The 12,359-nt window shown below is 54.9% G+C and carries 10 protein-coding genes and 1 pseudogene; 3 read left to right on the top strand and 8 right to left on the bottom strand.

Annotation, left to right across the window (positions count from 1 at the left end):
* On the top strand, positions 1–214 hold a 214-nt coding region (locus DC363_RS17045; RefSeq protein ID WP_206749375.1), incomplete at its 5' end, for a hypothetical protein.
* Here the strand turns inward: DC363_RS17045 and DC363_RS16470 are convergent.
* Together DC363_RS16470 and DC363_RS16465 are read right to left on the bottom strand one after the other, a co-directional pair.
* A pseudogene (locus tag DC363_RS16470) lies at positions 207–429 on the bottom strand (transposase); the annotation flags it as partial. The gene DC363_RS17045 and the pseudogene DC363_RS16470 overlap by 8 nt on opposite strands.
* 148 nt (positions 430–577) lie before the next feature.
* On the bottom strand, positions 578–1,492 hold the full coding sequence (locus DC363_RS16465) for a glycosyltransferase (protein WP_158270898.1): 915 nt from the start codon (positions 1,490–1,492) through the stop codon (positions 578–580).
* Positions 1,493–1,724: 232 nt separating this feature from the next.
* Here DC363_RS16465 and DC363_RS16460 point away from each other — a divergent pair, with 232 nt between their 5' ends.
* Complete coding sequence (locus tag DC363_RS16460; protein ID WP_146180818.1) at positions 1,725–2,669, top strand: hypothetical protein; 945 nt, start codon at positions 1,725–1,727, stop codon at positions 2,667–2,669.
* Positions 2,670–2,703: 34 nt separating this feature from the next.
* On the opposite strand, the gene DC363_RS16455 is transcribed toward DC363_RS16460, so the two are convergent.
* Both DC363_RS16455 and DC363_RS16450 read right to left on the bottom strand, forming a co-directional pair.
* Complete coding sequence (locus tag DC363_RS16455; RefSeq protein ID WP_108642251.1) at positions 2,704–3,375, bottom strand: ABC transporter ATP-binding protein; 672 nt, start codon at positions 3,373–3,375, stop codon at positions 2,704–2,706.
* Positions 3,376–3,385: 10 nt separating this feature from the next.
* A complete protein-coding gene (locus tag DC363_RS16450) occupies positions 3,386–4,336 on the bottom strand; it encodes a KpsE/RkpR family capsule polysaccharide export protein (protein ID WP_146180817.1) in 951 nt (316 codons plus the stop codon).
* 666 nt (positions 4,337–5,002) lie between these two features.
* Between DC363_RS16450 and DC363_RS16445 the strand changes: the two genes are divergently transcribed.
* On the top strand, positions 5,003–5,809 hold the full coding sequence (locus tag DC363_RS16445) for an ABC transporter permease (protein ID WP_241963054.1): 807 nt from the start codon (positions 5,003–5,005) through the stop codon (positions 5,807–5,809).
* Between the two features lie 25 nt (positions 5,810–5,834).
* On the opposite strand, the gene DC363_RS16440 is transcribed toward DC363_RS16445, so the two are convergent.
* The 4 genes from DC363_RS16440 to DC363_RS16425 all read right to left on the bottom strand — a co-directional run bounded on the left by DC363_RS16440 (position 5,835) and on the right by DC363_RS16425 (position 12,299).
* Entirely contained in the window at positions 5,835–8,378 is a 2,544-nt protein-coding gene (locus tag DC363_RS16440; RefSeq protein WP_241963053.1) for a glycosyltransferase, read from the bottom strand.
* 60 nt (positions 8,379–8,438) lie between these two features.
* Complete coding sequence (rfbA, locus tag DC363_RS16435) at positions 8,439–9,317, bottom strand: glucose-1-phosphate thymidylyltransferase RfbA (RefSeq protein WP_108642249.1); 879 nt, start codon at positions 9,315–9,317, stop codon at positions 8,439–8,441.
* A 616-nt stretch (positions 9,318–9,933) separates the two neighbouring features.
* Complete coding sequence (locus DC363_RS16430) at positions 9,934–10,986, bottom strand: ParB/RepB/Spo0J family partition protein (protein WP_108642248.1); 1,053 nt, start codon at positions 10,984–10,986, stop codon at positions 9,934–9,936.
* Entirely contained in the window at positions 10,983–12,299 is a 1,317-nt protein-coding gene (locus DC363_RS16425) for an AAA family ATPase (protein WP_108642247.1), read from the bottom strand. Before DC363_RS16425 ends, DC363_RS16430 begins: the two co-directional genes overlap by 4 nt.
* Positions 12,300–12,359 lie beyond the last annotated feature (60 nt).

The following is a 12,359-nucleotide window of genomic DNA, read 5'->3' as shown; positions in this document are numbered from 1 at the left end:
GGCACTTGCCGCCATGCGATCAGGATACAAGCTGAACCGTCATGCGCGCGCCGCTGAAAAAAGACATGCGGTCTTACCGTTTTTTAAAGGGGTCCAGCCCACCAATAAGCCATCGGCAACTGCCCTTCGGGCACAGCATAGCACAGGCCGTTTATATAGCGCACAGGTGGGCTGCGGACCGGAACAGTTTTTTAAGATGTCCCTGTCTCCTTGAGGGTGCGGTTCTCGCGCCGAAGCCGTTTATTCTCCCGCGCAAGCTCGCGATCCTCGGGCGATACCACATCCGTGTCGCGGTGCGCTGTCACCCACTTGTTCAGCGTCGAAAGCCCAACGCCCAAATCATCGGAAACTTGCCGCCGCGTCAGCCCGCTGGTCAGCGCAATTCGCACTGCATCCTTGCTGAATTCGTACAGTTCTTCCCTTGCCCAAAGTTCGTCTCCTTTGTTGCAGTAAATGCTATCAAAGGAGCGGTATCAAACCGCGACAGGTCCAATGCACTACCCAGAACCCCCAACTATCAAGATCAATCCTTCAAACTGTCGCTACGAGTGCGGGACACGTGGTGGGCAGGTCAGGATCATAATTTACGCATCGTTGCTGCGAGCAAGAGGCACATGGTTTCAATGGGGTTTTGTCGGTAGGCTTTGCTACGCCACAACGCCTGGGCACGGATCGGACTGGTTTTCAAGGCGGCACAGCTAGTGCGGGCTTGTGGCGTTAGACTATGCTGGTGGCGATTAAGTGCGGTAAGGTTAGCATGTATCCAATGACCGAACGCGCCGTTGAATATCTGCCGCAAGCGGCGCAGCCTCGCCGCGTGTCCGCGGCCAGCTCCCATAACATTTCCGGCGTGCTGCCGGTAATCCAGCCCCACATGGTCATCTACGATAACCTGTGCCCCCATTGCCGATAACAACAAATAGATCCACCAGTCATGATACCATATCCCCACAGGTACTCCAGCGTCTCGCACCTGGGTAGTTGCCTGAGGCGTCAGGATTGCGCTATGGCCGGAGATCACGTTCTGCACCAACGCATTGCGCAGCCCCGCGCCTCGCCGCAGTGGGTGACTATGTGCTAGCACGCGCCCGTCTTGGTCAATATGCCGCGATTGTCCGCCATATAGCGCAAACTGGTTTTCTGCGCTAGCTAGAACACCTAGCCCGTGGGCCAGCTTGTCAGGGTACCAAACGTCATCTTGATCCGACAAAGCCAGATAGCTGTTGGGCGACAACGGAAGATCGGGACGTGACAAGGTTTGCATATAATTTCGAGCGGCCCGTTGTGATGGAGCTAATGACCGAGTTTCTCCGTTCTGGTTCGCGGCCTCGTAAAGGATAACGGGATAAGTCTCCCCGAAGGTTCGGACGATATTGCAAGTATTATCAGTCGAACCGTCATCACTTACCACAAGTGTCCAGTTCTTATGGGTTTGGCCCGCGATGCTGGCGAGCTGCTCAGGCAGCCAGCGCGCTCCGTTGTAGGTGCACATGACAATCAACACAGATGGCGAACAGACAGACATAAGCGGATATGGGCTCTAAAAGCATAGGTACGTCCTGCTATCCTGTCTTTCTGCAACCGTCAAAACCTACCTGGACCGCATCCGAACCTATGCAATGAAAGACAAAACCAAACTCTAGATGTCTATCGATCCCGCCGTGCTTTCCCTTAAGAATAATATTCTCTAGGAAGGCCCAAACGCACTGTGTTGAGGCCTCAAAATGCGCGACTTGTATATCCACATCGGCGCCCATAAGACTGGCACCACATCCCTTCAAAGTTGTTTTGACGGTCAGGCTGGCACTTTGCACAAACTGGGTGTGCTCTATCCAAGAACCAACTGGTACCATCATTCGCAACATCGGTTGGCTTTCGCCATGAAAGGCATGCGCGATCCAAGTGTGGGAGATATACCTGATCTGGCCAGCGAAGCAGCTAAATTGAACCGTGCTATGGCCAAGAGTGAGTGCAAAAAATCATTTATTTCGAGCGAGGAGTTTTTCTCCTGCCCCAGTGAGAGTATAATTGCTTTACGCAATGCACTGGATGCAGAGCGTATCCATATCTTAGCGACTTTGCGCCGTCCCGACACCTTGTTGGTGTCAATATACAACCAAAAAGCGAAACAGCCCGGAAACAGGTTTGTCCGAGGAATTGGCCATTTTGTGGAGGATCCCTGCGCGCTGGATCGTGATATGGATTTCGAAGCCTGCGTAACCCCTTGGATGGACGCTTTTGGTAAGGAGAACACCATCATCCGACTGTACGAGGACGGCAGCAGTGTCGTGCAGATGCTTAGGATATTGGGCTTGTCGGCGGATGCACTGCCCATGCCTTCTCGCCTTAATGAAAGTGTACCTGGGGTGGTAACTGAGATGATGCGAGTCGCCAAATTTTCTCAGATGGGCAAAGTTGAGCAGATCAAGCTCTACCAGTTAGCCAGTCAGAGAATGGCCGATCGCCCACCATTCTTTCTCAGTGATGCCGATCGGCGCACTGTGATCCGGATCCTTCAGCCTAGAATTGATAATCTTTTTAAGCGACTTGGCCGAGCAAACCCATACCGGTTAGAATGTTACACTCCGATTGAGAATGGCGCGAATCGACCCAACGTTACGCTTGCAGACTTAATGCAGCTAATTGATCACCTCCTTCAAAGAAGTTAGTGTCAACACTTGTTCAGAGACTCTAATCGCCAACTTAATTAGTCGCGGGAGTTACATTCATATTATGAAGATGATGAGCGATCGCCGATTCTATATCGTTGTAGTAGACTATATTTCCGCCTTCGAGTACGGCGCCCGCATCGCACATATCACGGATTTGGGGCATTGAGTGGCTAACGACGATCGCGCCAGACTGGCGCATCCTTGTCTTGAATAAGGCTTGGCTTTTTTGTTTAAATGCTTGATCGCCTACGGCCGTCACCTCGTCTACTAGATAGGTGTCAAAGTCGATCCCCATTGACGCACCAAACGCCAGTCGGGATTTCATTCCTGAGGAATAGCCACCGAAACGCTGGTGAAAACTACGGCCCAACTCAGAGAAATCGGCAACAAAGTCGACCAATTCGTCCGCATCCGTACCGTAAATTCGTGCTAGAAACCGAGTATTCTGGGCGCCCGTCAGTTCCGGATGGAACGAGCCTGCAAAACCGACAGGCCAAGAAACTGTGCCGCTGATTTTAACGCGACCTGCTGAAGGATTCACCGTTCCTGCAATCAGTTTCATAAGAGTTGACTTGCCAGCACCGTTTCGCCCCAGCAGCGCCACCGCTTTCCCGCTGGGAAAAGTGGCATTAACATTCTTTAGCACGGTCTTGCGATAGCCGCGCATGTAAAAATGTTTGCTTACGTGTTCCAATGAGATCATCGCTGGAACTCTACCTGCGATCCTTGAGTGAGTAGTACACCAACACCAGAATCGACCAGACGACGAAGATGAACATCGCCACGAGGCCGAGCAACATTGCCCGCTGCGGGTATTCTGCCCGTTCGGCTAATGTCGGTTGCACATGGGCGGCCAGATACCGGGTCTGGCGACGCGCCTCGGCCTGTGCTGCATCGAATGACGCCAGCGTGGCGGTATAAGCGCTCTCGGCAAACTCTCGGTCTGCACTTAGGCGTTCGAATTCACCGATGAGATCCGCGAAGGCCGTGCCGCCCGCGACCCCATCGCCGATCCCCATTTTACGGCGTTCTTCGGCAATCCGGTCTTGGATGACCCGTACCCGCAGTCGAGCCTGTTCTATTCGCGGGTCACCCGACTGCGTGGTTTCGGTTAGCAAATCAACATCGATTAAGGCTTCGGCGAGTTGCGCCTGTAGATTACCCAACAGACCTGATTGATTCTGTAGGTCCGCCGAAGGATCGACAATTTGGTTACGGTTGCGAAAATCCGTGACAGCGGCACGAGCATCGCGCAGCCGTTGCTCAGCAGCTTCGAGTTCGGCGCGAGCATAGCTAATTGCATCTTCGCGGGCGATATCGCTCAGCGCGTTGATCATGGCCGAGCTTTGCTCAAAGATCGCGCGGGCGATAGTATGGGCATCCTCGGCGCGGAATGCGAGAACGCGCACTTCAATCAGGCCTGTTCCACTGTCATAGAAAATCCGCACCTTGCGGTCCCATTGGTTCGCCAAATCCTCTATCGTACCTTCCGGATCATAACTAAAATAAGGGTCTGTTTCGTGAGGAATAGCCCACATTGCCTCCAAGTCGATCCGTGCATTAATATCAGCGACAAGTTTCTGGCTTTGGATAAATTCGTAAAGAATGTCCGCGTCAGTAGAAGAGGAACTGCCCATGGCTGACAAACCGGCCAGAAGCTCCATTCCGGAGGCCCCCTCCTCTCGACGAATAGAAAACCCCACCGTCGAGGCATATTGATCCGCTGCGCGGTCATAGAGGTACCAGCCAGCCACACCGATAGGCGCCAGTACAAGTAATAGAAAACTGAAGATGATGCCCCAGTGTCGCCTGCGCATCCGTGCTGGACCTGCAGGCGTTGAGCGGACGGTCTCCGGTGTATAGGCTGGCTTCGGCTCGGATTTTTGAAGCGAATTCGAGGCGGGCTTCCCTGAACCGGGGGCGGTCTTGGGGTTAGCCTTTGGTCGCGGTTCCGGACCATGTGTTTGATTAAGATCGGCTGGTTTGGCAGGATATGGCCTGTGTGGAGGCTGCTTGGTACCCGATGCCTCCTTCTGAGGCGGAGTCGACTGGGCCGGTGCACTGGATTGCACGCTTCCCGCTGGAGTTCTAGCATCGTTCCGGGCCGAGGCTGGTTGCACAGGATTACCCTTTAGGGACGCGTCCGAAGGTGTCGTCACGAGCGATCTTTCCAGCCATTGAATTTGCTGCTAAACGCTACCGTTCTAGGCTGTGAATTACCAGCGCAAAGCCTGCATTGTAGCAGGTAGCAGGGGCTCTGGTCACCACCTCCGGCAAGCATTAGCCTAAGCGCGACCGCTACCCCCCTATCCTGTTTGTAGGACTCCGACGTGAGCCAGCTCCCCCCCGCGCAGCGACCGACCCAGACCCGCCGCCGGTTTGCCAGCCTACGTACGATCTCGGCTTTGGTGATGCGTGAGATGGCAACGTCCTACGGCAGGTCTCCTGGGGGCTACTTATGGGCAGTCATCGAACCCGCCGCCGGCATCGCATTGTTATCAGCCTTGTTTTCACTGGGCTTTCGAAACCCAGCGATAGGTACCAACTTCGCAATTTTCTACGCCACAGGACTGGTGCCTTTCATGATGTTTACGGATCTTTCGAACAAGGTAGCGATGGCGTTGCTGTTTTCTAAACCGTTATTGAACTACCCCAGCGTTACGTTTCTGGATGCCCTTCTAGGGCGTTTCATTGTCAATTTCCTCACGCAGATCATGGTCAGCTATGTGGTGTTCGTAGGAATCCTGATGATGTTTGAAACCCGTACGATTCCGCAAGTATCGGGAATCGCCCTTGCGACGGTTATGGGGGCAACGCTGGCCTTTGGCGTCGGTACGGTGAATGCGGTCTTGTTTACAGCTTTTCCGATTTGGCAACGCGTTTGGTCGATCCTGACGCGCCCTCTCGTGCTGCTTTCCGGCGTAATTTTCATCTTTGATAACGTTCCGCAGCCTTATCGAGATTACCTATGGTGGAATCCGCTAATCCATGTAGTGGGGAAAATGCGAGACAGTTTCTATCCTACCTATGATAGCAGCTACGTCAGTTACGCATATTTGTTCGGGGTCAGCGCGATCCTGATGCTGTTCGGGCTGATTTTCTTGCGCCGTTATCACCGGGATATTCTTGATTTTTAGGCCAGACAGATCGGCAGCGCGGGCATCAAGTGGATTCGATCGCGGGCTTAGTCAAGCGCTCTACAACTTTGCGCGGCTGACCGACCCACTCTAGCGGCAAGATCCCCCCACGCCCCCCATTGGCGACCGCACGAGACACTGCCTCGGCCTGTGCGCCGAGATCGAAACACCAAACCGGAAGGCCCGTAGCCAGACATTCTTGGGTAGTATAGCTGAAGGTCTCAGGGCAGATTGAGGGGATCAGCCAGCAACTGATGCCGTACTTGCGAGCAAGCGTCTCTAGTTCGGCCAGGGTATATTCACCGTGCACAATCACGTTCGGGCCAGGATTATAAGCGGGATCAATATTGCCAATTAGAACAAGTCCGCCCTTTTCAACCTGCTCTCCCATGTCCTTGAGCACAGGTGCACCTTTAGGCAACCCTATATTGCCCAGAACACCGATCACTGCCCCCCTGCCCTGTGGATCAGGAATTCGAGCGGGAAGGTCGCTCATGGTATGGGGCACAACTGTTGGCGTGATCTCGGGATATGCTGCCTTCACATGGGCCGCTCCGTCATTGGAAAAGACGCGCACTTCATCAGCAGCGTTCAGCAATGCCCCCCAAGCCGCGCGCCATTCAGCCAGTTTGATCAGTGTCCCATCAGGGCGTCGGACTTCATGCACTGGCGAGCGTATCGATGCGTCCGGAACGCCTTCAAATCGGTTATGTGCATTGAGCAGATTAAACGACGGACTGAGTGGAAAGAAGTCATGCATCAAGACTTCGAGGCTGTCTTGAGCGCCCCGCTTCATATCGAGCAGAAAACCGGGCAGCGCTACCGGATCAGGGTCTCCGACGCCGTTGGAGTAAACCAAATGCAGGCTCAATGCGGGCTCCAAGAGCCGCTTTACCAGGGAAAAGTCGTCAGTACCTCCGGCCGTCACACCCCCGAGGGAATACACCTCAAGTTGAAATCGGCGCGGACCGCCCATGCGTAAGATCACTGCTGCGTCAGGCTGATCGACCTCGGCGAGATCGTCGGCAATCCGCTGTTGAAGATAAAGCTCTGCTCCGCCGCCCATGTCATGGGCCATATAGACGGGGAGTCTAAGCCCCTGCCCCGCCGTCCGTGCCGCAGCCCAGGCCAGGGCCAGGGCCAAGCGTGGCGTATGCAGCGGATCGTGTCTGACGAAGTCCTGCACATCGGCATCGTAAGTCTCATAGCGGTTGGTTACGAGCTTCGAGGCGGCGGCGATGTTTTTCAGTTTTTCGGCATTGCCGAAGCTCTGGCCGCCACGATGTTCTACGTAAAGACTTGCTAGCCCGAGATGTCGGCCACCATCGGCGCGGACTTTTTGGCACCAGTCGACTTCTTCACCATAGCCACGTCCGAAGGCTATATCGAATTGTGGATAACGACGCAGATAGTCGATATGCATCGCCATACAGAAGCCAACACCTGTCGGCGCTTCGGCAAAGCTGGCGGTGCGGGTAAAGGTAGCTGCTGTCTTGTCGATCACATCCGCCTCCCCGAGGCTTAAAGCCACGGGGACACACATCAGAGGTGCGCCAAAAATTTCAGCATCATTCGACATCGGCGTGACGCTGGCTGCATCGGGCTCAGAGAGCAGAGGTCGGATCAAGCGGCTGGCCCAACCGACTGGCACAAACGCATCCGAGTTCAACAACACCACCGGATTGCCGCGTTCAAGCGCCACGTTGAAGCCGCTGTTGACCGATCCGATGAAACCACGGTTTTCAGGGTTTTCAATCAAGGTGATGCGGCCCGGAGCATTCGCATTGGTTTGTTGCACCCAATCTGCCAGCCAAGGGCGCACGGTGGTGTCAGTCGAACAATCCTCAATTACCACCAGGTGCCAATCAAGATCAGTGTGCTGCACCACGCGAGCCAGACATTCCTGCACCAGATCCAAAGCGTTATAAACTGGTAGGATGATGGTGATGCCAGTTTGCATGACATCCCGCTCCAAGTCCGCCTGCGATGCCTCTGCCTTGACAAACAAGCCAGTGTTAAGGTTCGAGGTTGGAGCTATTTCGTCACCGTTCAGATCTAGCCGTCGCTTGATTTGCTGACGTAACACAACCTTGTGTACTGGACTGCGACACAGTTTGTAGCGGATCGCCAATGGTAGCGCCCAAAGCACCCGCATTAGGAAAGGCCCAAGATGACGGCGGCGCTCCTTGCGTACTTTAGCCATCTGTAGAGCTGGCAAGGAAAACACCTGAACATCAGACCCCATCTCAAGGGCCAACGCCACCGGCCCAGCCCGATAGGGTAGGCTGACCAAAAAACCCGGGCGTGGAGTGCGGATCCGGCCATTGGCCTGCAACACGTCGTCCCGGACCAAATCAGGGCGCACTTCAGCCTGCAGCCCATTCTGCGATACCAAAACTCGTTTCGCATCGGCCCAGCCTACAAGCCATAACCGCCCGTCTCGCAACTCTACACGGTCCACATGACCAACTGACGTGCCGTCTGGTTGCATCAGGGGGGTGCCCTGCCCCACCATTCGGATTTTGCGGTCCACATAACGCGCGAAGACCTGCCGAAGCTGCCTGATCATATGCGGTATTGTCCTGCTACGTTTCCCATGAAGCGTCATGACAGATGCAACTATGGAAGATTAATCCGAATGGGTCAGGAGATCAGACAGATGCTTTCCATAGTCGTTCTTACTGAAAAGACGCGCCCGTTCGGCCAGTGCATCAGCACTAATCCAGCCTTTTTCATAGGCGATCTCGTCTGGGCTTCCGGTTTGCATACCTTGACGTTTCTGCAATGTGCGTACGAAATTGCCCGCATCAAGCAAGCTGCCGTGGGTGCCGGTGTCCAGCCAAGCATAACCGCGCCCCATGCGATTTACGTTCAGCAGACCCTCCGTCAGGTACATTTCTAGCAACGACGTGATCTCCAGCTCGCCGCGCGCAGAGGGGACTACCTGTGCGGCCCGCTTTGGAGCATCGCCATCCAGAAAATACAGGCCCGTCACCGCATAGCTCGACGGAGGCACTTCCGGTTTCTCAACTATCTCACGCGCGGTGCCATCCGCATCGAACCCGACCACACCATAGCGTTCGGGGTCTGAGACGTGATAGCCGAAGACAGTGCCACCCTGCGTTTGTTCGTCCGCATGATGCAGCATTTCGGGCAGGCCATGACCAAAGAAGATATTGTCGCCCAGTACCATCGCTGATGGCGCGCCGCGGAGATAGCCCTCGGCCAGCACGTAAGCCTGCGCTAATCCGTCAGGACTGGGCTGTTCAATATAAGTCAGGTTCAGCCCCCACTGACTGCCATCCCCCAAAATTCGGATGAACTGCTCTTGGTCGGTGGGTGTGGTGATGATCGCAATGTCCTGGATTCCCGCGAGCATCAGCACGCTCAACGGATAATAGATCATCGGCTTGTCATAGAGTGGCAGGAGTTGTTTCGAGAGGCCAACGGTAATCGGATAAAGCCGCGTCCCTGAGCCACCGGCAAGAATAATACCCTTACGTTTCATCTTAGGATTCCTCTCTACGGGCACAGCACCTGAAGTTGAGCAGCCCTATCGTGACGCGGTGGTTGTCACAGATGACGATCAACCTCAAGATAATGTCACCTTTACCTCATCATTCTTCATCATGGCGAAGGGTCAAATACCTGTTTGAGTAAAAAGCATCTTTCGCCGAAAGCCCTGGCAGGCTACTAGTTTTCATTTATAAAGCATGAGCCTTTGTTACCGGTGTCTCCATCCCATCAACGACGAAAACGCCAGAAGGACAACATAATCAAGGGCACCCTGCCCCGCCGTGAAGCATCTACTATGAATACCCGCCTGATCCGTTGCGGCACCGGGATACCAAAGTGCTCTATGCTGTTACATAGACCGCACCACCTAGACCACTTTAACATCGCCTACATATCGGGGAACTAATTACGCCCAGACACTGGGCTTTGAACGTTACCCGCCTACTATCATTGTCTTGGGAGCCTCATCTCACTGAGAGGGGCGTCAAAGCAGTCCGCCCCATCGGAGATTCATCACTGTTCCGGCGCAAGTCGGTAGCCGTAGGTGCTCTGGTCGTCAGTAACCCACGGGCTACCCAGTCTGGTTTACGTAACCCGTGGGTTACCACTCATCCATTTTTCAACGCGGCCGCGAAAGCTTCAATGGCCTTAGTCAGGTCCGCGTCTGAATACGCTCTGTAGTCGATTTTTCCTGAAAGGGTTATCCGCCCCTTGCGTGCCTCGACTTTGAGTGAGCCGACTTGCAGGCTTCGCGGTTGCTTTCGGGCCGGCGTCGTTGGTTCGGTACTCTGTGAAGCATACGCAGATAGCGCAGCATTTTGCGCTTCTGGGGTCTCAGCCGCTTTGAGGGCTCGACGCAAGTCGTTCGACGGCACCCCCCCACCCTTGCGTACCACTTCGACACCCAAATTACGTGGAATCGCCTTGGGGAATTTCAGGTCTGGCCCATAGGCCTTCAGCAGCAGGACAAAGCTTTTGATGTAGGAGCGTTTCATCTTGTGTAACGATGCGTAGAGCCGCGGCACGAGATCCTCGGGATCAGCCCCTTCGATTGCACCATCCCGCGAAGCAGAAATTGCCACCATGGCCATTTCCGCAAAGCTTAAATCCTCTCGGATGACATTCTCTTCGACCATATCGACGTAGCGCGCCATACGGTCGTCCGCCCCCTCTGCTTCGACACGGGCGACGATCTGGCCATACGCTTCTGTGTCGCCGGTTTCAGCCAAAAGTTGGCTCAACGCTGTGAAGCGGCGCCAGCCTTTCTTGATTTGAAAATGCCCTCTCGAGTCACGATACAACTCAACCGGTTCGCGCTGTCCGCGACTCCGGATGGAAGCCTTGAGTTCTTCCATCTCGTCTGACGCGGCGACACTTTCGAGGTCAAGGCGATCGCGCGGCAAATCATTGGCGTTGATCTCGCTCAATGGCACCCGTTCCAGCACCAACCCGCTTTCACGCGCACTGGCAAAGGCCTTCGCGTCGGCCGCGTTCTTGCGTCGCTGTTCGGCTAGAGCGCCAGTGCTGTCCTGCAAACTCCCAGCGGTCTCACGCACGGCGGCTCCCATCGGGCCAACGCTTCGGTTGCGCTTGGAGTTTGTTTTTAAGGGCGTCGTAGTAGCGTCGAGTGGACCAAAGCCAAATTTATTACGGGTGCTCATGCGACATCCTTTTGGGCTGATTTGCTTGCCTCAACCTCCCATGCGGCGAGCACGGTCTGTTTGAATTCCTCATAGGCGCGATCAAAGCTTTGCCTCGCGCGCTTCCACGTCTCGCGGGTCATGTGACGATAGTCCTGCTCATAAATCGACATCTGAAACCGGCCCGACTGCTCGACCGCACGGGTCATCTCGATCGGGTTTTCACAAACGTCGTCGCCAAACACATTGCGGAAAGCCTGCATCATTGCCTCGTGCAAGGGGTTGTGCGCCTCATAGCGCGTCATCACCAAGCGTATGTCGTGCAACTCTTTCGGGAGCGTTAGGCCAGCATCAGTTGCCAAACCTGCAAAACCGTCGGCAATATCAGCCAAAGCGTCCCCCAACTGCCCCAGAAACGAGGTTGTGCTGTCGTACTCCCAATAGCCAGGCCCCGACGGCACATAGAGGATATCTGCTGCAAACGCCGCGTTTAGAGATTGATACCCGATGGCAGGCGGGCAATCGAAAATAATGATATCGTATTGATCGTCGGGTAACTCTTCGAGGTAACGCGACACGCAGCCGAAGAAGGTCCAGGCTTTGTGCAATGCACGGTATTGGGCTGACGCGAACTCGACAAAAGCCGCATTGGCGCAGGAGGGGATGATGTCGATGCTAGGCCAACAAGTCGGCTGGATGAAATCCTGAAACCGCTGCGCGCCAATGCTTTGCACGTCCTGCGGCAACTGGCTGGCATTGGGGTAGGGGCAGTCCGCGGGGTCGTCATAATTATCGGCGATTCGATCCGCCTCGCGGCACAGATCACGACACATAATGCCCCAGACGGTCTGCCAGTCATTGACCTCATGCAAGCCCATGGAGTGGGTGAGCGTCGCCTGTGGGTCAAAATCAATGCAAAGCACGCGGTAGCCGTCGAGGGCTGATGCGTGGGCCAGATGTTGCGCTACAACGGTCTTGCCAACGCCGCCCTTGAAGTTGCTAACCGCCACGCGCATCGCACGGCCCTTGGGACGTTGTGGCAAAAGCTGTTTGCCCCGAAACCGCAACCTCCGTCGTAAGGTGTTAATTTCATCTAGTGAGAACCAGCGTTGGCGGCCATCGTCTTCAACCTCTCCTTGGGGAAGAGAGGGGTCCTCAGCCAATTTCTTGCGCAAGGTATCCGCCGGGATGCCGAACATGAACTGGCTAATTTCCCATATCGAGAAGGGCCGCAGCGCCTTGACCTCCGACGGTGAAAAGGTCGCCCGTCGCACAGCTGACTGCTGCACAAGAGAGGTTTCGTTTAATTGTTGAAGGTCGGAGTGATCCCGCATTTTGCCTTATCCTGCTATTCGCCTCGATGGTCGCGTTAATCCGACCCGCAGCAGGGATAG

Origin of the sequence: Thalassorhabdomicrobium marinisediminis (assembly GCF_003072065.1) — a bacterium.
In the GTDB taxonomy this organism is placed as follows: domain Bacteria; phylum Pseudomonadota; class Alphaproteobacteria; order Rhodobacterales; family Rhodobacteraceae; genus Octadecabacter; species Octadecabacter marinisediminis.
The sequence above is the reverse complement of the archived record's forward strand: the minus strand, read 5'-3'. Positions and strand labels throughout refer to the sequence as shown.